This window comes from Nitratireductor sp. ATLC21 (assembly GCF_057196525.1).
The window spans coordinates 805,790-828,151 of the sequence record NZ_JBXUOU010000002.1; the positions used below are offsets into that span (position 1 = coordinate 805,790).

Annotated in this window: 18 protein-coding genes; 11 read left to right on the plus strand and 7 right to left on the minus strand. The window is 61.7% G+C overall.

The window, feature by feature from the left end:
• Positions 1 to 19 precede the first annotated feature (19 nt).
• The 5 genes from hisG to AC2CHD_RS11475 form a co-directional block, all read right to left on the minus strand.
• Positions 20 to 712, minus strand: a complete 693-nt coding sequence (gene hisG / locus AC2CHD_RS11455; RefSeq protein ID WP_229447807.1) for an ATP phosphoribosyltransferase — start codon at positions 710 to 712, stop codon at positions 20 to 22.
• Positions 709 to 1,827, minus strand: a complete 1,119-nt coding sequence (locus AC2CHD_RS11460) for an ATP phosphoribosyltransferase regulatory subunit (RefSeq protein ID WP_484553783.1) — start codon at positions 1,825 to 1,827, stop codon at positions 709 to 711. Before AC2CHD_RS11460 ends, hisG begins: the two co-directional genes overlap by 4 nt.
• On the minus strand, positions 1,824 to 2,045 hold the full coding sequence (locus AC2CHD_RS11465) for a hypothetical protein (RefSeq protein ID WP_065816285.1): 222 nt from the start codon (positions 2,043 to 2,045) through the stop codon (positions 1,824 to 1,826). Before AC2CHD_RS11465 ends, AC2CHD_RS11460 begins: the two co-directional genes overlap by 4 nt.
• Positions 2,045 to 3,514 carry a histidine--tRNA ligase gene (gene hisS, locus AC2CHD_RS11470; RefSeq protein ID WP_484553784.1) on the minus strand — a complete coding sequence of 490 codons (1,470 nt, stop codon included), beginning with the start codon at positions 3,512 to 3,514 and terminating at the stop codon, positions 2,045 to 2,047. Before hisS ends, AC2CHD_RS11465 begins: the two co-directional genes overlap by 1 nt.
• Before the next feature lie 108 nt (positions 3,515 to 3,622).
• On the minus strand, positions 3,623 to 5,551 hold the full coding sequence (locus tag AC2CHD_RS11475; RefSeq protein ID WP_484553785.1) for a TadE/TadG family type IV pilus assembly protein: 1,929 nt from the start codon (positions 5,549 to 5,551) through the stop codon (positions 3,623 to 3,625).
• 232 nt (positions 5,552 to 5,783) lie between these two features.
• Between AC2CHD_RS11475 and AC2CHD_RS11480 the strand changes: the two genes are divergently transcribed.
• From AC2CHD_RS11480 to AC2CHD_RS11495, 4 genes are all read left to right on the plus strand, one after another.
• Positions 5,784 to 6,644 (plus strand): TIGR01459 family HAD-type hydrolase, encoded by an 861-nt coding sequence (locus AC2CHD_RS11480; RefSeq protein WP_484553786.1) that lies wholly within the window; start codon positions 5,784 to 5,786, stop codon positions 6,642 to 6,644.
• A 48-nt stretch (positions 6,645 to 6,692) separates the two neighbouring features.
• Positions 6,693 to 7,652 (plus strand): bifunctional riboflavin kinase/FAD synthetase, encoded by a 960-nt coding sequence (locus AC2CHD_RS11485; RefSeq protein ID WP_484554235.1) that lies wholly within the window; start codon positions 6,693 to 6,695, stop codon positions 7,650 to 7,652.
• Between the two features lie 227 nt (positions 7,653 to 7,879).
• Complete coding sequence (ileS, locus tag AC2CHD_RS11490; RefSeq protein ID WP_484553787.1) at positions 7,880 to 10,786, plus strand: isoleucine--tRNA ligase; 2,907 nt, start codon at positions 7,880 to 7,882, stop codon at positions 10,784 to 10,786.
• A gap of 201 nt (positions 10,787 to 10,987) precedes the next feature.
• Entirely contained in the window at positions 10,988 to 11,656 is a 669-nt protein-coding gene (locus tag AC2CHD_RS11495; protein ID WP_229447801.1) for a hypothetical protein, read from the plus strand.
• A 57-nt stretch (positions 11,657 to 11,713) separates the two neighbouring features.
• On the opposite strand, the gene AC2CHD_RS11500 is transcribed toward AC2CHD_RS11495, so the two are convergent.
• Positions 11,714 to 12,175, minus strand: coding sequence for a nucleoside deaminase (locus tag AC2CHD_RS11500; RefSeq protein ID WP_484553788.1), 462 nt, complete (start codon positions 12,173 to 12,175; stop codon positions 11,714 to 11,716).
• A gap of 257 nt (positions 12,176 to 12,432) precedes the next feature.
• Between AC2CHD_RS11500 and AC2CHD_RS11505 the strand changes: the two genes are divergently transcribed.
• The 5 genes from AC2CHD_RS11505 to AC2CHD_RS11525 all read left to right on the plus strand — a co-directional run bounded on the left by AC2CHD_RS11505 (position 12,433) and on the right by AC2CHD_RS11525 (position 18,259).
• Positions 12,433 to 13,989, plus strand: coding sequence for a pseudouridine synthase (locus AC2CHD_RS11505; protein ID WP_484553789.1), 1,557 nt, complete (start codon positions 12,433 to 12,435; stop codon positions 13,987 to 13,989).
• Between the two features lie 3 nt (positions 13,990 to 13,992).
• Entirely contained in the window at positions 13,993 to 14,547 is a 555-nt protein-coding gene (rsmD, locus tag AC2CHD_RS11510; RefSeq protein WP_484553790.1) for a 16S rRNA (guanine(966)-N(2))-methyltransferase RsmD, read from the plus strand.
• An 89-nt stretch (positions 14,548 to 14,636) separates the two neighbouring features.
• A complete protein-coding gene (locus AC2CHD_RS11515; protein WP_484553791.1) occupies positions 14,637 to 16,010 on the plus strand; it encodes a M16 family metallopeptidase in 1,374 nt (457 codons plus the stop codon).
• Positions 16,011 to 16,042: 32 nt separating this feature from the next.
• Positions 16,043 to 17,365: a M16 family metallopeptidase gene (locus AC2CHD_RS11520; RefSeq protein WP_484553792.1), complete on the plus strand. Its 1,323-nt coding sequence runs from the start codon at positions 16,043 to 16,045 to the stop codon at positions 17,363 to 17,365.
• A gap of 3 nt (positions 17,366 to 17,368) precedes the next feature.
• Positions 17,369 to 18,259: a patatin-like phospholipase family protein gene (locus AC2CHD_RS11525; protein WP_484553793.1), complete on the plus strand. Its 891-nt coding sequence runs from the start codon at positions 17,369 to 17,371 to the stop codon at positions 18,257 to 18,259.
• A 6-nt stretch (positions 18,260 to 18,265) separates the two neighbouring features.
• Here AC2CHD_RS11525 and AC2CHD_RS11530 read toward each other — a convergent pair whose 3' ends face one another.
• Positions 18,266 to 20,068: a monovalent cation:proton antiporter-2 (CPA2) family protein gene (locus tag AC2CHD_RS11530; RefSeq protein ID WP_484553794.1), complete on the minus strand. Its 1,803-nt coding sequence runs from the start codon at positions 20,066 to 20,068 to the stop codon at positions 18,266 to 18,268.
• A gap of 127 nt (positions 20,069 to 20,195) precedes the next feature.
• Between AC2CHD_RS11530 and AC2CHD_RS11535 the strand changes: the two genes are divergently transcribed.
• Positions 20,196 to 21,542, plus strand: coding sequence for a TldD/PmbA family protein (locus AC2CHD_RS11535; RefSeq protein ID WP_484553795.1), 1,347 nt, complete (start codon positions 20,196 to 20,198; stop codon positions 21,540 to 21,542).
• Positions 21,529 to 22,329 (plus strand): 3'(2'),5'-bisphosphate nucleotidase CysQ, encoded by an 801-nt coding sequence (locus tag AC2CHD_RS11540; protein WP_484553796.1) that lies wholly within the window; start codon positions 21,529 to 21,531, stop codon positions 22,327 to 22,329. The genes AC2CHD_RS11535 and AC2CHD_RS11540 overlap by 14 nt, the downstream gene beginning before the upstream one ends.
• The last annotated feature ends 33 nt before the right edge of the window (positions 22,330 to 22,362 follow it).

Consider the following 22,362-nt stretch of genomic DNA (forward strand, 5'->3'; position numbering starts at 1 on the left):
GAAACTGCAGAAAACGAACCTAGCCTGAAAACCGCTCCGTCAGCGCGTCGAGAGCCGCCTGGTCAGACGCCGATCGCTCCCGAAGTGCTGTCACGAGACAGGCCTCGGAACGCAGGATGATTCCGTCGTCAAGCACCTTCAGATGGTTGGCCGTGAGCGTCGATCCTGTCGAAGTGATATCGACGATCACGTCGGCCGATCCGGACGCCGGCGCGCCTTCGGTGGCGCCGAGGCTTTCCACGATCCGGTAGACCTGAATGCCGTGCTTCTGGGAGAAGAACTGCTGGGTCAGCCGCCAGTATTTGGTGGCGATCCTGAGCCGGCGTCCGTGTCGGTGGCGGAAATCGGCGGCGACATCGTCGAGATCGGCCATGGTCGACACGTCGAACCAGACCTCCGGTACCGCAACCACCACGTCTGCGCGACCAAAGCCCAGCCTTGCGGCGATCTCCACCTTGCGCTGCCAGTCGGGGATGGTCTCGCGCACCAGGTCCTCGCCGGTCACGCCGAGATCGACCGTGCCGCGCTCCAGTTCGCGGGCGATTTCGGATGCGGAAAGGAAGGCGATCTCGACACCGTCCACGCCTTCGAGCGTGGCGCGGTAGCGCCGGTCGTTTTCCGGCAGGTGCACGGTCAGGCCGGCCTTTTCGAGCTGTGCCAGCGCGTTTTCCTTCAGGCGGCCCTTGGAGGGCAGGGCAAGGGTGATGCTCATGCCGCCGTCTCCTTCAGACCTGCCACGCGATCGAGCCAGATGGAAAAGCCGACACCGGGAATGGGCGTCTCTGCGCCGAGAAGGGTCAGAAGCCGGTCATAACGTCCGCCGCCGGCCAACACCGTGCCTGTGGGAGAGGCGATCTCGAACACGAACCCGGTGTAATAATCGAGCGGACGGCCAAAGCCGGCATCATAGGTCAGCGCGTCGAGCGGCAGGCCCTCGGCCTCGATGCGTTCCGCGCGCGCTGCGAAGGTATCGAGCGCATCGTCGAGAATCAGCCCATTCTCGGCGGCGAAAGCCGAAAGCCGCTCGCCCGCCTCGGCAAACGGCGTGCGCATGGAAACGAAAGCCTTGAGCGCGCTCATCGCTTCGTCCGTTAGTCGCACGCTGCGCAGTTCCGCCTTTTCGATCAGCCGCCGGGCGATCTCCTGCGGGGTGCGACCGGCAGAAGGAGAAATCCCGGTTTCGTCCATCACCGTTGCAATGTGATCGGCAAGGCCCGCCTCGTCGCCACGCGCCACAAGCCCGGCAACCGCGCGCGGCAGGTTTGCGGCGGTCTGCGGGTTGGCCAGATCGTCGAGCGCGGCCTGCAGAAGCTTCTGCGAGCCGAAAGCGCGGGTCAGGCGCATCTGCCAGCCGCGCGGCAGGCCAAGAGCCGAAAGCACTGCCTCGAACACGGCCTGATCGCCAAGTGTGACGGAGAGCGCATGGCCCGGCAGAACACGCGTCAAAAGCGCATGCGCATCGGTTAGCGAGCGCGCATCCGCGCCGGCGCGGTCGCTTGCGCCGAGATCCTCGATGCCGGCCTGAAAGAACTCTGCCCCGCCTTCGCGCTGCTGGCGGAACACTTCACCCAGATAGGCGTAGCGCTGCGGCGTGGCGGCGCGCTTTTCGATATGGTCGCGGCAGACGGGAATGGTGAATTCCGGCCTGAGGCAAAGATTGGCGCCGGTCTCGCTCTCCGTCAGGAAGATGCGGCGGCGCAGGTCTTCGCCGGCCATATCCAGAAACGGATCGGCCGGCTGGATGATAGCGATGTCGGTCAGCGCGGCATCGCGTTCATTGAAAAGCGCGAAGATGTCGTCGGCGAAGTCGGGTGCGCGCAGGGTCATTGGGGCGTGTCCCTGAAGAAGCTGACGTCCGTCATCCCGGCCGACCGGAGGGAGAGCCGGGACCCATTGAGAGGTGCGGCCGGCCACCGCAGAAGAAGCCCGCCGCGCTGACGGGTGCCAAGATCGGAACCGGGCCGCGCACTGTCGCGGTCTTCCAATGGGTCCCGGCTCTCCCTCCGGTCGGCCGGGATGACGGCGTTGGCATCGGCAGCTGTCATCACGCAGCCCCGCCGGCCTGCGCGGCAAGCATCTTGTGCACTGTCTCGACGAGTTCGTCCTCGCTGACGGTCAGCTGCGCCACGCGGGCCTCGCGCCATTCCTCGTTGCTTTCGATCTCGGCGGAAAGCTTCTTGCCCTCGATCAGATCCTTGATCTGCACTTCGCCATTGGCGCGCTCGTCCGCGCCCTGAATGATGGCAAGCGGCGAACCGCGTCGGTCGGCATATTTGAGCTGGTTGCCGAACTTTTTCCAGTTGCCCTGATACATCTCGGCGCGAATGCCAGCGTCGCGCAGCGCCTGCGTGAACTGCTGGTATTTCGCCATGGCCTCCGTGTCGCCATCCATGACGGTGACGAGGACCGGCGGGAGAACGGCATCCTGACCGAGTTTGCCGAGATTTTTGAGCGCGGTCGCCAGTCGCGACACGCCGATGGAAAAGCCCGTCGCCGGAACGGGCTGGCCGCGAAAGCGCGACACGAGCCCGTCATAGCGCCCGCCACCGCCAACGGAGCCGAAGCGCACGATCTCGCCCTTCTCATTGGGGATTTCGGCGGTCAGCTCTGCTTCGAAAACGGGGCCGGTGTAGTATTCGAGGCCACGCACGACGGAGGGATCGATGTTGATGCGGCTTTCATCGTAGCCTGCTGCGCGGCAGAGGTTTTCGATTTGCGCGAGTTCTGAAGCACCGGCCTGAAATGTCTCATTGTCGAGCTGGTCAGCCTTGCCATCAACATAGTTGAGAACGATCTGGGCATTCGCTTCATCCAGCCCCGCACCCTTAGTAAAATCGCCTTCGCCTTCCTTGCCGCCGTCCCAGCGGCCTTCGCCCAGAAGCAGCTTCACGCCTTCCGGTCCGAACTTGTCCAGCTTGTCGATGGCCCGCAGCACGGTGAGCTTCTGCGCCTCGTCGGTGACGCCGATGGCCTCCATCACGCCGTCGAGCACCTTGCGGTTGTTGACGCGGATCACATAGTCGCCGCGGGCAATGCCGAGCGCCTCCATGACATCGGCCATCATCATGCACATCTCGGCATCGGCGGCGACGCCGGGCGCGCCCACCGTGTCGGCGTCGAACTGCATGAACTGGCGGAAACGGCCCGGTCCCGGCTTCTCGTTGCGGAACACATAGCCCGCCCGGTAGGTGCGGTAGGGAAGCTGGATGTCGTTGAAATTCTCGGCCACGTGACGCGCCAGCGGGGCGGTCAGGTCGTAGCGCAGCGAGAGCCACTGCTCGTCATCGTCCTGCACGGAGAACACGCCCTCGTTGGGCCGGTCCTGATCCGGCAGGAATTTGCCGAGCGCGTCGGTGTATTCGAAGATCGGGGTCTCGACCGGGTCGAAACCATAGCGCTCATAGACCTCGCGGATCTTCGCGCACATCTCGTCCACCGCGCGAATGTCGCTCGCATGGCGGTCGACAAAGCCGCGTGGGAGCCTCGCCCGGGTCTTGTCAGCCTTTTTAGCCATGTCGAAATCCGTCCGTGAAAAGAAGAAAACCGCGCCCTGAAAGGGGGCGCGGCTGTCCTAGCCGATCAGAACCGAAGCGGCAAGGCCGACGCGGGAGGTCGCTTGGCGTCAGCCGACGATGCGCAGGTTGGAAAGCTCGTCGCCAATGGCCTTGAAAGCATCATCCAGATCGCCGCCCGTGGCGTTCCAGAAGAGTTTCACCGGCTTGCCGTTTCCGTCCTTGCGCGTGCGCGAGTCGGACGAACAGGCCTTCAGGGCATCGATCTGCTTTTTCTCGGTGGAATCGCGGCTGTCGAGATCGAGCGCGACCGTCATCACGATGATGTTGTCGCTCTTCGCATTCTCACAGATGGCGCTCATATGACTGGTCATTGCCGCCGAGTAGTTGCTGTTGGAGTAGTTGTATTCGCTGACACCGGTAGCGCCCTTGAAAAGGCGGCTTTCACCGGCGCGATTGCGCACATAACCATAATTTGAATAGATCGACTTGTTCCCGGCAAGGTCGTTGCCGCCCGAGCGGTAGTAGGTGCCCGAATAGCTTTGGGCGGTGATGCTGGTGGGCGTGTAATAGGTGTTCGCGCCGTCGGTCAGGACGATGACCACCTTGTCATTGCCCTTCTCACTGTCTGGCCGCCCCTCGGTGAAAGGCGCGCGGCCGGAAACAACGCGCCAACCCCAGGCGAGCCCCTCGGTCACATTGGTGGCGCCGCCGGCGTCCATACTGTCGATGGCGGCATTGATCTTGTTCAGACCTTCGGTCTTGCCAACATCGGTGAGGGGAGTGATCGGCTTGGTGCTGCAACTCGCGTTCGGACCCTCGTTGATGCCCATGCTGCCTGTTTCATAGGGCGTGAAATATTTCGGCATATAGGCCTGATCATAGGCAGCCGAGGTCGAGCCGCTGGTGAAATCGTCCCACCAGTTGTTGTTGGCGGGACGCCAGCTTGAATCGGTCTGGTCCGTTTCATCCGGCGCGAACATCGGCACGAAAAGGCTCTTTGGATTGCTGCTGTCGGGCGCATCGTCGTTTATGTTCAGCGGATAGGGGCGCATCTCCACGCAACCGGCCCAGCTTGTAAAGCGGTCATATGTCGTGGTTTTCGTCTCCACCCACCCCCAGGTCCGGCAGGAGCCGTTGTTTCGATAGCGGGTGCATTCATAGTTCCATTCCGAGGAGGTGCCCGAAATGCGCTTCATCTGGTCATAGAGCGTAAAACGCGTGACCTTCTGGCCTTCCTCGTCTCCCCAGCCGCTGCCACGCTTGTAGTAGACGCCGCCTGACAATTCGACGCGCTTGTTCGGATCGGCCGCCTTCATGGTCGACCAGTCGAAATTCTCATGATGAACGGGCGAGACGCCGTCCGTGTCCATCCAGCTTGCACTGGCGTTGTCCGGCCCCACATTCACGGATGCCGCGAACGGCACGACACCGAACTGTACCGGCTTCTGGATCTGTTTCATCTGCGCGCCCTCGGCGGCGATGGTCTTCACCAGTTCCTTGGCGGCCTTCTTCAGGATTGTCAGACGTTTCTCGAAAGATCCGGTCGAGGTGTAGTCCATCGAACCGGAATTATCGAGCACAAGCGCCACTTCCAGCGTGTTCTTCAGGCGAATTTCGCTTTGAGCGCGAAAATCGATCTTGGTTTCCTCATCGACAGCCTCTTTCCGCAGCTTCTGGAAAACCGGATAGAATATCGGCGCATATTTCAGCTCCGCTTCAAGCTTCAGTGTGCCGCCACCAGTGTTCTGGTTGGGCAGTGTGATGAGAAGCTTGGTGTTCTCAGGTTTTACGCTGCCAAGATTGGCTTCGAAAAAATCCTGCGCATAGGCCTTGGCGTCTTCATCGCTTGCGCCCTGGGTGAGATAGCGAGCCGTGGCAATGCCTGCCGCGTCCAGCGCGTTCAGTGTCATCTGCCGCTGTCGGGAAATCTGGCTATAGTCCACCACGAGGGCGGCAACCCCCATGATCGGCGCCATGGCAAGCGCCGTCATCATGGCAAAATTGCCGCGACGGTCATGCGCGAATTTCCTGAACATCTGTGCCACCCCACTAAAGGTACTGGTCCAAAATCCCCCTGAAGTGCTTAACCGGACGTAACTGGTGCGATCGCGGATGTGATCGTGGTTCCCGGGGTGTTAACTCCTTGTCTCAAATGCAGTGCATTCTGACCGTGGCGATAAAACCGGGTGACAGGAAAGCCAGCATCCGATAATTCCGGCCTGAGCCATTCTCACCGCACTTCAAACAATCCGAGACGACCGTTCCCCCATGCCTCAAGCTCCGCAGATCATCGATACGCTCGACCGCCTCACCGGTTCTTATGACGCCGTCCTGTGCGATGTGTGGGGTGTGGTTCACAACGGTGTCACCGTCTTTCCCGAGGCCTGCGCCGCCCTTTCAAGGGCACGGGCCGCCGGCAAGGCGGTTGTTCTGATCACCAACTCACCACGCCCGCATCGAGGTGTGGAAGAGCAGCTTGGAGCGCTTGGTGTTCCCGATGATGCGTGGGATCGTGTCGTCACGTCTGGCGATGTGACACGCGACCTGATCCGCACAGCGCCGCGGCGCCTTTTCCACATCGGGCCAGATCGGGACCAGGCGATTTTCGACGGAATCGACGTGGATCTGGTGGAGGACTTCGAAGCCTCCGGTGTCGTCTGCACGGGCCTCTTTGACGATGAGAACGAAACGCCGGAAGATTATGCGGACATGCTGGAGCGCCTGAGAATGCGCGACCTGCCGTTTATCTGCGCCAACCCAGACATTATCGTCGAGCGCGGCGACCGGCACATCTGGTGCGCCGGGGCGCTGGCACGTGATTACGGGCTTTTGGGCGGCCGGACGCTGATTGCCGGCAAGCCGCATCGCCCGATCTATGAGGCCGCGTTCAACGCCGCCGCCGAGATCATGGGACGCGAACTTGCGCGCGAAAAGGCGCTTGCCATCGGCGATGGCGTGCTGACGGACGTGAAGGGGGCCGACCAGTATGGCATTGATGTTCTGTTCGTGACCGACGGCATTCACGCGCGCGAATATGGCAATGGCGAAGGGCCGGAGCCCGACCGCCTTGCGGCGTTTCTCGAAACCCACGGCCACAATCCCGTGGCGGCCATACCACGTCTCAGATAGGGTGCGCGCGTGGCCGGACCGATCAAGCGCATTGCAGATCTGATCAAGATGCCCGCCGCCCTTCGCGGCGGCGTGGTGGCCATCGGCAATTTTGATGGCGTGCATCGCGGGCACCAGTCAGTGCTCGAACCGGCACTGGAGATTGCCCGACGCGACAGCGTTCCCGCTCTCGTACTGACCTTTGAACCGCATCCGCGACAGGTCTTCCGGCCCGATGTCCCGCTTTTCCGTCTGACGCCGGCGCCCATGAAGGCAGCGCTGCTGGGAGCGCTCGGCTTCGATGCGGTTGTCGAGCAGCAATTCGACCGCGCATTCTCCGGCCTGTCACCGCAGGCGTTCGTTCGCTCCGTACTGGTCGAGGGGCTTGGCATCACCCATGTGGTGACGGGGTTCGACTTTCATTTCGGAAAGAACCGCAGTGGCACGCCGGAGCTTCTCAAGGCGGCCGGACAGGAAAACGGTTTTGGCGTGACCGTGGTGGACGCCTATTCCGACGAAGGCGGCACGGTGATTTCATCAAGCCGCATTCGTGGCCTTTTGGGGGAAGGCGAAGTGGCGGAGGCTGCCGGGCTTCTTGGCTATCGCTATACGGTCGAGGCTGAAGTTAAGGGTGGCCAAAAGCTTGGCCGCACGCTGGGCTTTCCGACGGCAAACATGGCGTTGCCGTTGGAAACGGAACTCCGCCACGGCATCTATGCGGTGCGCTTTCGCCGGGCCGATGGCAGGCTCTACAATGGCGTGGCGAGTTTTGGCCGCCGCCCCACCGTGACGGAAGATGGTGCGCCGCTTCTGGAAACCTTCCTGTTCGATTTCGACGGTGATCTTTACGGGGAAACCTGTTCGGTCTCTCTGTTTTCCTTCCTGCGTGGCGAGGAAAAGTTTGACGGGCTGGATGCGTTGGTGGCCCAGATGAAGCGCGACGAGGCGGAAGCCCGCGCTCTGCTCGCCGAGGTGAAGCCCATCGCAGCCCTCGATCTGCGGCTTGCTTTCGAGGGGCTGGCGGCGTGAGGGCAATCGCCTCTTTATTCTTCGGCCTGCCTCGGCTAAAAGCCGTTGCCATGATGACACGCGCCGGTTTCATACCGATTGCCATACGAATTATTGGCCCGGCCTTCCGTGCGGCCTGAGTGCTGCGGAAGGTCCGGGTTTTGCCGCGCGTCACACGCGCATTTTCCGATTTTCCATAATGGCTATGGCGAGGCCCTCCGACGCTTTGCCCACCTCACGGCGATAACATGACCGATACGTCCGAAAAGATCGACTATTCCAAGACCCTCAACCTGCCGCAGACCGAGTTCCCGATGCGCGCGGGGCTGCCGAAGAAAGAGCCCGAGATCGTCGCCCGCTGGCAGGAGATGGATCTTTACCGCCTCCTGCGCGAGGACGCGAAGGGACGCGAAAAATTCGTGCTCCATGACGGCCCGCCCTACGCGAACGGCAACATCCATATCGGCCACGCGCTGAACAAGGTTTTGAAGGACATCATCACGCGCTCCTTCCAGATGCGTGGCTATGATGCCAATTACGTGCCCGGCTGGGACTGCCACGGCCTTCCGATCGAATGGAAGATCGAGGAACAGTACCGCGCCAAGGGCAAGAACAAGGACGAGGTTCCGGTCAACGAGTTCCGTCAGGAATGCCGCGACTTCGCCAGCCACTGGATCAAGGTCCAGTCGGAAGAGTTTCTGCGGCTGGGCATCGAGGGCGACTTCAAGAACCCCTACACGACGATGAACTTCCACGCCGAGGCGCGGATCGCCGGCGAGCTTCTGAAATTCGCCATGTCCGGCCAGCTCTATCGAGGCTCCAAGCCGGTGATGTGGAGCGTGGTGGAGCGGACCGCACTCGCCGAGGCGGAAGTGGAATACCAGGATGTCGAAAGCGACATGATCTGGGTGAAGTTTCCGGTGGCGGAGGGCGAGCTTTCCGATGCCTTTGTGGTCATCTGGACGACGACCCCCTGGACCATCCCCGGCAACAGGGCTGTCGCCTATTCCCCGCGCATCTCCTACGGTCTCTTCGAGGTTACCGCAGCGGAAAACGATTTTGGCCCGCAGGCAGGTGAAAAGCTGATCTTCGCCGATGCGCTGGCAGAAGAGTCTTTCGCCAAGGCGAAGCTTGAGTACAAGCGCCTGCGCGATGTTTCAGCCGATGAACTTGGCGCCATCACCTGCGCCCACCCCCTCAAGGGCCTCGGCGGCGGTTATGACTTCACAGTCCCGCTGCTTGCCGGCGATCATGTCACCGACGACGCCGGTACGGGCTTCGTGCACACCGCGCCCAGCCATGGCCGCGAGGACTTTGACGCTTGGATGGACGCCCGCGCCGAGCTTGAGGCGCGCGGTATCGATAGTACCATCCCGTTCCCCGTGGATGACGCAGGCTACTACACCAAGGACGCCCCCGGCTTCGGTCCCGATTGCGAAGGCGGCGCGGCGCGTGTCATCGACGACAAGGGCAAGAAGGGCGACGCCAACAAGGCCGTCATCGAGGCGCTGATCGCGCGCGACATGCTTTTCGCGCGGGGGCGACTCAAACACTCCTATCCGCATTCGTGGCGGTCGAAGAAGCCGGTCATCTTCCGCAACACGCCGCAATGGTTTGTCTATATGGACAAGGATCTCGGCGATGCATCAACGCTGCGGTCACGCGCATTGAAGGCCATCGACGAGACCCGTTTTGTGCCGGCGGCCGGTCAGTCGCGCCTGCGTGCCATGATCGCCGATCGGCCCGACTGGGTGCTCTCGCGCCAGCGGGCCTGGGGCGTGCCGATCTGTGTGTTTGCCGATGAAGACGGCAATGTGCTGCAGGACGAGGCCGTCAACCAGCGCATTCTCGACGCCTTCGAGGCCGAGGGTGCGGACGCGTGGTTTGCCGAAGGCGCGCGCGAGCGCTTCCTCGGCGAGCGCGCCGGCGAGCCGTGGCAGCAGGTCATGGACATTCTCGATGTGTGGTTCGATTCCGGCTCCACCCACACCTTCACGCTGGAAGACCGGCCGGACATGAAATGGCCCGCCGATGTGTATCTGGAAGGATCCGACCAGCACCGCGGATGGTTCCACTCCTCGCTTCTGGAAAGCTGCGCCACGCGGGGCAGGGCGCCTTACGATACGGTCATCACCCATGGTTTCACCATGGCGGAAGACGGCCGCAAGATGTCGAAATCGCTCGGCAACCAGACTTTTCCGCAGGACATCATGAACCAGTCGGGCGCGGACATTCTGCGCCTTTGGGTTGCCACCACCGATTACTGGGAAGACCAGCGTCTCGGCAAGGCGATCATCCAGACCAATGTCGATGCCTATCGCAAGCTCAGAAACACCATCCGCTGGATGCTCGGCACGCTGGCGCATGACACGGGCGAAACCGTGCCGCTGGCCGAGATGCCGGAGCTGGAGCGCCTGATGCTCCATCGTCTGGCCGAGCTCGACGAGCTGGTGCGCAAGGGCTATGACAATTTCGACTTCAAGCGCATCATCCGCTCGCTGCTCGATTTCATGGTGGTCGAGCTTTCGGCCTTCTATTTCGATGTCCGCAAGGATGCGCTTTACTGCGATGCGCCTTCGAGCACGCGCCGCAAGGCCTCGCTTCAGGTGGTCCGCACCCTGTTTGACTGTGTCGTGACCTGGCTTGCGCCCATGCTGCCCTTCACCATGGAAGAGGCATGGCTTGAGCGTCACCCGGAGGCGCGTTCGGTGCATCTGGAGCAGTTCCCCGGCGTGCCGCAGGAATGGCGCGATGCAGCACTTGCAGAGAAGTGGAAGAGAATCCGGCAGGTCCGCCGCGTCGTGACCGGTGCGCTGGAGATCGAGCGCAAGGAAAAGACCATCGGTTCGTCTCTTGAGGCCGCGCCGGTCGTCTATGTCAACGATGAAGGGCTGCAACAGGCCATCGCTGACCGCGACATGGCCGAAATCTGCATCACCTCCGGCATCGATATTCGTCATGAGGCGCCGCCGGCGGATGCCTTCACGCTGGATGAGGTGCCGGGTGTCGGCGTCGTGTTTGCGCGGGCCACGGGCGAAAAATGCGCGCGTTCCTGGCGCTACACGGACGATGTGGGGTCCGATCCGGAATTTCCGGATGTGTCGGCACGCGATGCCGCGGCGCTGCGCGAGCTCAAGGCGCTGGGCCGACTTTGAACGGCAGTCAGCGGGGCGCTTCGGCACTGCCGATTGCTTCCCGCTCACTCCTTCGCTACAAATGCCGCCGGGTTAAGGATGCCACGTTGTCGCCGGATTCGTGCGCGACATGCGTGATTTGAGTTTCCCGATGGTCTGATTTAACGGGACGACAAGCAGAACGCATCGCCTGACGGGCGGCGTTCTGGGAGAGAGGTGGCAGTGAAGAGAACGGAAACCACAACGTCGCGGCGTTCCGCGCGCATGGTTGCGGCTTCAGGCACTTTGTGCCTCTCGGCTGTTCTTTTGTCCGGGTGTATTGGCGCACCGACTTACGGAACCGACAAGCCCGCCGACCAGCAATTGCTCGAAGATGTGACGGGCGTTCTGTCGCTTGGTCCGAAAGACAAGCCTCGCGTTGAATACAAGCCGCGCGCGGGCATTGTCATGCCGTCTTCAACCGAGGTTCTGCCCCCGCCTCAGGAAGAGGTTGCCTCTGCCGGCAATCCTGCCTGGCCCGAATCGCCGGAACAACGCCTCGCCCGGATCCGTGCAGAAGCGACCGAGAACCAGGATAACCCGTTCTACAAATCGCCGGTGGTTCGTGACATTGGCGTCAATGCCCGGGGCGAAGATGGCTTCGTGAATCCTGAGATAGCCAAGAAACAGCGTGAGGAGTATTTCAAGCGCCGCGCTGCCACCGCACAGGGAAGCCCGACCACGCGCCGTTATTTGAGCGAGCCACCGGTCGATTATCGCCAGCCTGCGGACACTGCCCCCACCGGTGAACTCGGTGAAGACGAGGCCAAAAAGGAGCGCGCCGCAAAACGTGCCGCGCAGAAGGATGGCGGCGGTTTCGACCTGCGCCGTCTATGGCCTTGGGGATCCTGAGGCCTTGGGGATCCTGATTGAAATTCCGGGAAGCGGGACATGTGCCCGCTTTTCTTTTTAGCGCTGCTGCCTGAAAAAGCCCCTCAACAAAGCGGCGGCTTCTGCCTCACCGATGCCCGGATAGACATCCGGCGCATGATGGCATGTGTTTTGTGTGTAAAAGCGGGCACCGTTCGTCACCGCGCCCCCCTTCTCATCGCCTGCCCCAAAATAGAGCCGGCGGATCCGCGCAAACGAGATGGCCGCGGCGCACATGGCGCATGGTTCAAGCGTCACATAGAGATCGGCATCGACAAGACGCTCCGAATCGAGCACCGCGCAGGCTTCGCGAATCGCCACGATTTCCGCATGCGCTGTCGGATCGTTGCATTCGCGGGTACGGTTACCCGCGCGCGCGATCACCTTTCCTTCATGCACGATCACCGCGCCGACCGGCACCTCACCGCGAGCTGCAGCGAGACGCGCCTGTTCGAGCGCGTCATCCATGAAACTGGTGTAGTTCGCTTTCGTCGGTCTCATCAATCTTTTTGCTCGCAACTGCCGGTGCGAATTGATACCTAGAGCGCCACGCGGCCGGAAGGGTGCGTCATCTCGTTGTTTCGCGCATCAACGTGAATACCAGATGATTTCTCCCGACAGCCAAATGCTTCAGCCGCCTCTATAGCATCGGGTGCGAAAGCGGAATGGATTTTCCTTCCATCCGATCTCTGATTTAAAACACTGGAGTGGTTCCGGCGCATGGGGCGCAACGCGGAATCCCAGGGCAAAAGGCCATCATGACCAAAGACCGACCCAACGATAGCAAGCGGGAAAAGAAGCCGGGCAAGGGGAGAGATGCGACCCCGAACGACGCCGATAAGGCAGGGGCCGAGCGCATTGCAAAGCGCCTTGCACGGGCCGGCGTTGCCTCACGCCGCGACGCGGAAGCGATGATCGAGGCGGGCCGCGTCAGCGTCAACGGCAAGGTGCTGGAGTCCCCGGCGTTCAATGTAAGCGCCTCCGACCGTATCCTGGTTGATGGCGAGCCGTTGCCTGCGGTTGAGCGCACGCGGCTCTTTCTCTTCCACAAGCCCGGTGGCGTGGTCACCACGAATCGCGATCCGGAAGGTCGAAAAACCATTTTCGACGTGTTGCCGGAGGGCCTGCCGCGCCTGATCACGGTCGGCCGTCTCGACATCAACACGGAAGGCCTGATCGTCCTGACCAATGATGGCGGCTTGGCGCGGGCGCTGGAGCTGCCGGAAACGGGCTGGTTGCGCCGCTACCGTGTGCGGGTGCATGGCAAGGTCGATGCCGCGGCACTCGAGGGCCTCAAGGACGGGATTGCCGTGGACGGTGTTTTCTATGGCGCGATCGAGGCCACCCTCGACCGGGAGCAGGGCAGCAATGCCTGGCTGACACTCGGTTTGCGTGAAGGCAAGAACCGCGAGGTCAAGAATGTGCTCGGGGCGCTTGGCCTTGAGGTTACCCGTCTGATCCGCATCTCCTACGGTCCATTTCAGCTTGGTACGCTGGGCGAGGGCGAGGTACAGGAGGTCAAGGGTCGCACCCTGCGTGACCAGCTTGGCGAGCGTCTGATCGAAAAGGCAGGCGCCAATTTCGATGCGCCGATTGTGAATCCCTTTTCCAACAAGCCTGTTCGTGCCGAACGCAAGCCGCGTGACGGCGAGGCTGCGGAAAAACAGGGCACCCGTGAGCGCGAGGGCGGCAAGACCTTTGTCAAAAACCGCAAGCGCGACCGCGAGGAAAAGCGAGAGGCTGCGCGCGATCGTCTGCAGACGTCTCGTCCCGGCCGCCGCGAAGATGATCGCGGGCCACGCCAGAACCGTGGCAGCCATGTGTGGATGGCTCCCGGCGCGCGCCCGCAGGGAAAACGCAAACAGGCCGCCGCCGAGGCAGAGGCCGACGAGCGGGCGCAGAAGCCGCGCAAGCCGCGCCGGGAAGGGGCTGCCCCGGCACGTGGCGACAAGCCGTTTCGTCCGCGCGGTGACAAACCTTTCGACCGCGATCGTTCTGAGCGCGGCGAGCGCAGTGGCGACAGACCCCGTTTCTCAAAAGGGGACAAGCCTGAGGGCGATACGCGCGAGAAAAGGCCTTTCCGTTCACGCGACGACCGACCGGATTCGGGCGACAAACCTCGCTTCTCTAAGGGCGGCAAAACCGGCGGAAAACCTGCTGGGACGTCGGGCGCAGGGAAGCGTTTCGGCAAACCCGGCGGCAAGCCCTCGGGAAAGCCGGCAGGCAGGTTCTCAGGCAAGCCGGGTGGTGGATCGCGTCCCGGCAAGGGCCGCCCCGGCGGCCGCAAGCCGGGCAAATCCGGCGGGGAAAGCTGACCCATGCGCATTGTGGGCGGTGAGTTTCGCGGCCGCACTCTGGCGACGCCGAAGTCAGACGCGATCCGGCCGACGACGGACCGGACCCGCCAGGCGCTGTTCAATATTTTCGAGCACCGCTATGCCGGCCGGCTTGAGAATGCGCGTGTGCTCGACCTTTTTGCCGGCACGGGTGCGCTGGGACTCGAAGCGCTGTCACGCGGTGCAGCCTTTGCGCTCTTCATCGAAGAGGCTGCTGCTGCCCGGGCTCTGATCCGCACCAATGTGGAGAATTTTGGTCTCCAGGGGCGCAGCAAGATTTTCCGCCGCGATGCGAGCCGTATCGGGGAGGTGGGAACGATCCAGCCCTTCGATGTTGTTCTGGCCGATCCACCCTACGGCAAGGGTCTGGGCGAAAAGGCGCTCGCCGCAGCGCTGGCTGGCGGATGGCTCGTGCCTGGGGCCCTGGTCATGGTCGAGGAAGCTGCAAACTCGCCCTTTCAGCCACCGGAAGGCTTTCGTCTTATCGAACGGCGTGAATACGGTGGTTCCTGCGCAACCTTTGCCGAGTGCGCCTGAGTTTCGTCACTTTTGCGCCGATAGCTTTGCCTTGTCATGAGCTCGTGGCATTGTGCGCGGGCGCACCACAAACCGTACAGGGCCTGTCTATGAGAAATTCCATAGCGAGCGTCGCTTTGAGCGCGGCATTCGCCTTAGTCCTCACCGTCGCGGTGCCGTCGATCGCCCCCGCGGAGGAATCCGGGGACGACACTGCCGTTTCCAACTTCACCCTGGAGAACGGCCTTGAAGTCGTTGTCATCCCGGACCACCGCGCACCTGTCGCCACGCACATGCTCTGGTACAAGGTTGGCAGCGCCGATGAGGAGCCCGGCAAGTCCGGCATTGCTCATTTCTTCGAGCACCTGATGTTCAAGGGAACAAGCACTTATCCCTCGGGTGAATTCTCAGCAGCGATTGCTGCCGTGGGCGGCAGTGAGAACGCCTTCACCTCCTACGACTACACGGCCTACTACCAGCAGATCGCTCCGACAGAATTGCAAGACATGATGCGCTTCGAGGCGGACCGGATGCGCAATCTGGTGCTTTCGGAAGAAAACATCGAGACCGAGCGCCAGGTCGTGCTCGAGGAGCGGCGCCAGCGCACCGACAATGTGCCTTCTTCGATCCTGTCGGAGGAACTCAACGCCACGCTCTACCAGAACCATCCGTATGGGATTCCGGTCATTGGCTGGCAGCAGGAGATAGAAGGCCTCACCCACGACGACCTCAAGAGCTTCTACGACCGCTATTATACACCCAACAATGCGGTGTTGGTGGTGGCCGGCGATGTGAACGCCGATCAGGTGCGGGCTATGGCCGAAGAGACCTACGGCAAGGTCGCACGCGGCCCTGATTTGCCACCGCGCGCCCGGCCAATGGAGCCTGATCAGAAGACCACGCGGGACGTCACACTCCGGGACCCGCGCGTTACCGTCCCGAACATGTCGATCAATTGGTATGTGCCGTCTGCTCGCAGGGCCGAGAAGGGCGAGTTTGAAGCGCTTGCCATTCTTTCGGAGGTGCTGGGAGAGGGGCTGCGCAGCCGCCTCTATCAGGATCTCGTGGTCAAACAGGGGATCGCATCCAGCGCCGGCAGCTATTTGCAAGGCGCTTCGTATGATTACTCCGCTCTGGTCATTTACGGTGAACCCCGTGGTGAGGCTGATCTCGAAACGGTCGAGGCCGCGCTAGTGGCCCAGATCGAGAAGATCAAAAGTGAAGGCATCACGCAGAAGGAGCTGGACACGGCCCGAACGAAGATCCTGCGGGATCAGATCTTCATGCGCGACAGCCAGGTGCGCAGCGCCAATCTCTTCGGCGCTGTCCTGGCGACGGGCGGCACGGTCGAGGATATCACCGGCCTCCCGGAGCGGCTGGACGCAGTGACCGTCGAGGCCGTGCAGGCCGTCGCCAAACGCTATCTCGACATGGGCCACGCCGTTAAGGGCTATCTCCTTCCCGAAGAGGGAGGCCGCTCGTGAAACAGACCTCGAATTTTCGTCCAGGTACCTTTATGCGCAGTTTGCTCAATGCCGGCGCGCTGTTCGCGCTTATCCTTGTTGTTGTTGTTCCGGCTCAGGCCGCCGTTCAGATTCAGGATGTGACCTCACAGAAAGGCATAGAAGCCTGGCTGGTGGAGGATCATTCCCTGCCGATCATCAGCTTCCAGTTCTCGTTCAAGAGCGGGTCCGCTCAGGATCCTGAGGGCAAGGAAGGTTTGGCCAATCTCATGACCAGCCTCTTTGACGAAGGCGCGGGCGATCTCGATTCCGATGCGTTCCAGGTGAAGCTGGAGGAACTGGGCGCTGAAATGGCGTTTCGCACCAATTCCGACGAAATTTCCGGCCAGGTACGGATGTTGGCCGAAAACAGCGATGAGGTCCTCGAACTGGTGAGGCTTGCCATCACGAGCCCGCGTTTCGATCCCGACCCTGTCGAACGCATCCGCAGCCAGATCGCCGTCGGCATCCGCGCCGATGAACGCGATCCGCGCAAACAGGGGGCACTCAAGCTTTCCGAGGCGCTCTACGGTGATCACCCATACGCCCATCCTGACGTGGGAACGCTCGAAAGTCTGTCGAACATTTCTCCGGAAGACCTGAAAGCCTTCCACGCCCGCGTCTTCGCCCGCTCGAACCTCACCATCGGCGTTGTGGGTGCAATTGACGCCGAACGCCTGGCCGGCGTTCTCGACACAGTGTTCGGGGATCTGCCTGAGAAAGCCGAGCTCCAGCCCGTTGCCGACATCGAGCCGAAGCTCGGGCAGGAAATCCGCGTCGACTATCCCCTGCCGCAGGCCACGCTTCAGCTTGTCTATCCCGGTGTGAAACGGGACGATCCGGAGTTCTTCTCGGCCTATCTGTTCAACCAGATCCTGGGCGGGGGCGTGTTTTCCTCGCGCCTGTTCAACGAGGTGCGTGAGAAGCGCGGTCTCGCCTATGGCGCGTCCTCCTACCTCAACACCAGCGATCATGCGCAGTCGCTTGCCATTCAGACGGCCACCGCCGCCGAACGGGCAGGTGAAACGCTTTCAGTGATCGAGGGTGTGGTCGCGAGCCTGCGTGACGAGGGCCCCACGCAAGAGGAACTCGAGGCCGCCAAGACCTATGTGATCGGTTCCTATGCGATCAACAATCTGGACTCTTCCATGGCCATCGCGCGGACGCTGGTCGGCCTGCAGCAGGACGACCTGGGAATTGATTACATCGAGCGGCGCGCTGACCTTATCAACGCTGTCACGCTGGACGATGTGAAGCAAACGGCAAAGCGTCTTCTTTCGCAGGAACCAGCGCTGCTGGTGATCGGACCTGCCGAGCAGGCTCAGAACGGAGGCTAGCGGATGGAAACGGCGTTGGCGAACGATGAAACGAAGCAGCAGGCGCCCACCGGCGGCCCAAGTTTCGCGCTTGCGCTCGGCGGTGGTGGCGCGCGCGGCCTCGCGCACATCCATATCATCGAGACCCTCAATGACCTGGGCATCACGCCGACCGTCATCGCCGGTTCGTCCATCGGGGCCCTGATGGGCGCAGGCTTTGCCGCCGGGATCAGCGGCAAGGACATTCACGCACATGCCCGTTCCATCCTGGGAAGCCGCGCGGAGGTGGCGAGCCGCCTGTGGAAAGCCAGACCCGGAAACTTCGCGGAAATGATGGAAGGCGGGTTTCGCTTTGGCCAGTTCAATGCCGAACGCATCATCAGCGCCTTCCTGCCGGAAGGTGTCCCGCAAACCTTCGAAGAACTGAAAATTCCGCTGCGCGTCACGGCCACGGATTACTTCCGCCATGAGCTCGCCATCCTTGAAAGCGGCGCCTTGGCGGAAGCGCTTGCGGCCTCCGCCGCCATTCCCGCGGTCTTCCGTCCCGTGGAGCGGGGCGGGCGCACCCTGATCGATGGCGGCATCTACAACCCTGTGCCGTTCGATCTGGTGGAGGGCAAGGCCGATATACTGATCGCCATCGACGTGGTCGGCGCTCCAAACGACACGGGCGGCAAGCCTCCAACCTCCATCGAGCTCATGTTCGGCGCAAGTCAGCTCATGATGCAGTCCATCATTGCCATGAAGCTGGAGCACGGGCGGCCGGATATTCTCATTCGCCCTGCCGTTTCGCGATTTCGCGTGCTTGATTTCATGAAAATCGACGCGATCCTCGCGGAGACACAAGCCATTCGCGACGAATTGAAACAGGCGATCGACGCTGCCGTCCACGATTATGAGAAGGCGCGGGTGTAGTCGGCATCAGCCGACCGGTTCGTCATCCTGATCAATGCGCTGGCTCTCGCGCTTTGGCTTGATCAGTGGTTCCGGGGTGACCGGGCGCACACGCATCTTGTCGTTTCCTGCGTAAATGCCTTCGACCGACTGAATGGCCAACCGTTCCTCGTCACGCCGGCGCACATCCTCGACGATTTCGCTGGCGATTTCCTCGCTGGTTCCCAGCGCCTGCAGGGTTTTTCCGCCGAATACGAGAGCCGATTCAACCGTTTCACGTAACTCGTAGTCCACGTCGCGATCACGCAGCGAGAGTGTATGGGCCCGATCGTAGGAGCGCACGTAAAGACGCACATGGGGATACTCGTCGCGGATCAGGTTGACGATCTGGTCCGTGGCCGTCGCGCCGTTGGTGCACACCGCCACGATCTTGGCGTTGCGGATACCCGCCGCCTCCAGCACCTCCTTGCGGCGGCCATCTCCGAAATAGATGCGGAAGCCGAAACGCTCGGCAGCGCGTACACGATCAGCGGAATGATCGATGATGGTCACGTCCGTACCGCCGGAGAGCAAGACCTGCGACACCATCTGCCCGAAGCGGGAGAAGCCGATCATCATCACGTCGGCGCCAGCACCTTCGAAATCCTCATCCATCTCTTCAGCCGGCTCTGTCCGGATCAGCATTTCTCCGAGGCGTACGGACAGCGGCGTCAAAGCCATGGACACGGTGACGATGGCGATGAGCAGCGAGGCGGTGGACTGCGGAAAGATGAAGGCGGACGCCGCTGCGGTGAACAGGACAAACCCGAACTCGCCTCCTTGCGGCAAAAGCGCAGCAACACGCACGGCGCAATTGTGATCGCTGCCGAAGCCACGGCTTATCCCATAGAGAACCGCAGCTTTCACCAGCATGAGGATTGGCACGGCAATAAGAATGGACAGCCAGTTCTCGAGCACGATTCTCAGATCCAGCGAAAGGCCGATTGCCATGAAAAACAGGCCGAGAAGAATGCCGCGAAACGGCTCGATATCGGCTTCCAACTCGTGTCGGAAAGAGGATTCGGCGAGCAAAACACCCGCGATAAAGGCGCCAAGCGCCATGGAAAGCCCGGCCATCTGCATGATGGTGGCTGAGCCCAAAACGACGAGCAAGGCTGCGGCGATCATCACCTCCTTCGCGCCTGTATTGGCGATGATGCGAAAGAGCGGATTGAGCAGGTAGCGGCCGGCAACAACCAGCACCACCACGCTGGCTATGGCAAGCGCGAACCGATCAAGGCTGATGGCATCAGCACCCTCTCCGCCGGGAGAGAGTAGTGGAACCAGGGCCAGAAGGGGAGCGATGGCGAGATCCTGAAACAGCAGGATAGAAAATGATGTCTGCCCGTACCGGCTGTTCAGCGCGCCTTGAGATTCGAGTGTTTGCACCGAAAATGCAGTGGAGGACAGAGCAAGGCCGAAACCGACGACAAAAGCCGCACCATAGGACATATCTGTCAGCAGGAGGGTGATTGCGGCAAGGGCAATGCCCGTGACCATCACCTGGATCAACCCCATGCCGAATATGCTGCGCCGCATGGCCCACAGACGCGCAGGTTTGAGCTCGAGACCGATGATGAAAAGCAGCAGCACCACGCCCAGTTCGGCCACGTGCAGCAACTCCTCTCCATCCGATATGAGCAGGAGCACAGGTCCGATGGCGATGCCGGCGGCAAGATAACCGAGGATCGTGCCAAGCCCTATGCGTGCGAAGAGTGGCGCGGCGATAACTGCACCGCCCAGGAGCAGCAGCGGTTCATAGTAAAGCGGTGCAGCAGTTTCGACGGCCATCGGGTCTCCGGCATATCTGAGGGCGCAACTGAGGAATCTCAGCTTACCATTGCACATATGCGCTGCGAATCATAAATGGATCAGACCGGTATTCCCCACGCGCGATCAAATTCCAGCCAGGATTGTGATGACAGATCAAAATGAAAAGAAGCAGCTCACCGAGCGGGTCGTTGCGCTTGTGGAGGCCGCAAAACGGGCGGGCGCTGATGCTTCCGATGCGGTGGTGGTGCGCGCGCGCTCCAGGAGCGTATCGGTGCGGCTCGGCAAGGTTGAGGGAACCGAGGCGTCTGAGAGCGATGACATGTCTCTGCGGGTGTTTGTCGGGAGGCGGGTTGCCAGTGTGTCGGCTCCGGCCAATGCAGACCCGGCTCCGCTGGCTGAACGCGCCGTCGCCATGGCGAAGGCATCCCCCGAAGACCCGTATCAGGGACTGGCCGAGGAGAGCCTCCTCGCCCGCACCATCCCCGACCTCGATCTTTTTGATGGTACGGAAGTCTCTGCCGAGCGGCTGAAGGAAGACGCGCTGGCTGCAGAGGCAGCAGCGCTCGATGTGTTTGGCGTTACCAATTCATCAGGCTCCGGGGCGAGCGCCGGTTCGGGCGGCCTGGTGCTGGCCACGTCTGAAGGATTTATCGGTGCCTATGAAGCGACGCGTTTCTCCCGATCGGTGAGTGTTCTGGCTGGCGAAGGCACCGGTATGGAACGCGATTACGACTATTCCTCTCGCCTGCATTTTCTGGATCTCGATGTCCCGGAGAAGATTGGCCGCAGCGCTGGTGAACGGGCTGTTCGGCGGCTCAACCCGCGCAAAGTGGACACAGGCCGCTATCCGGTGGTTTACGATCCACGTGTTGCGCGCGGCATTGCCGGCCATCTGGCCTCCGCCATCAATGGCGCGGCAGTTGCGCGCAAATCGAGTTTCCTGCGCGACATGATGGGCAAAAAGGTCGCGGCGGCCGGCATCACGGTGACGGATGATCCGCAACGCCGGCGGGGCTCTTCTTCTCGCCCATTCGATGGCGAGGGCGTTGCCGGCGAGAAACTTGTCATGATCGAAGAAGGTGTCCTGAAACACTGGTTCCTGTCGACTTCGGTCGCGCGCCAGTTGGGTTTGCCGGCCACCAATGGACGCGGCACGCGTGGATCTTCTTCGGTCAATCCATCTTCCACCAACCTCGCGCTTGAACCTGGCACACAGACCCCGGAGGCTCTGATCAAGGGAATCCGGGCTGGATTTTACGTGACCGAAGTGTTCGGGCAGGGGGTCAATCTTGTAACGGGCGAATATAGCCGCGGTGCGGCCGGGTTCTGGATCGAGAATGGCGAGATCACCTATCCGGTCTCGGAGGTCACCATCGCCTCGAACCTTAAGGACATGTTCTTCAACATGACGGCGGCCAACGACATTGATCGCAACTTCGGGACAGCCGCGCCCACGCTGCTTGTGGAAGGCATGACGCTTGCCGGAAAATAGCCCGCACGACCAGACACTTCAGGCCGATGTCGATCTCATTGCAGCCGTGGCGCGGGAGGCGGGTAACATTGCACTCAGTTATTTCCGCCGTGACCCGGAAGTCTGGTGGAAAGAAGGTGTTTCGCCGGTCAGTGAAGCCGACTACGCGGTCGACCGTTTCTTGCGGAGCGAGCTTCTGGCAGCGCGTACTGATTATGGCTGGCTATCGGAGGAGACCGCGCTTGCAGAGCAGGAGCTCAACCGCGATCGGGTCTTCGTGGTTGATCCGATCGACGGAACCAGGGCGTTCATCGATGGGCGGCCGATCTGGTGTGTCAGCATCGGTGTCGTGCATCGTGGTGTGAGCGTTGTGGGCGTGCTTGAGTGTCCTGAGCTTTCCGAAACCTACCACGCGCTGACGGGCGGTGGCGCATTTCGCAATGGAGAGCGGCTGGCGGTGAAGCCTGTTGGCGAGGGTTTCGTCATCGGTGGCCCCAAAGCCATGGTCTCTGAACTGCCGACCGATATTTGGCAGAAGAACAAGGCTCATGGGTATGTCCCTTCTCTTGCTTACCGTATCGCCATGGTTGCGAGCGGCGCGCTTGACGCCACTTTCGTGAAACCGAATTCCCATGACTGGGATCTGGCCGCTGCCGACGTCATTTTGCGCGAGGCAGGCGGTGCGATCCGGGATGCCGAAGGAAATGCGCCGTCCTATGCGTGCGGAGATCCGAAAAAGGGCGCTCTCGCCGCCGGTAGCGGCCCGCTTCTTGAGATCATGACACAAGCCCTGGCGCGAAGCCTTTGAGAGAGTGTGATACGCCTGCAAGCGAGGAAAGCC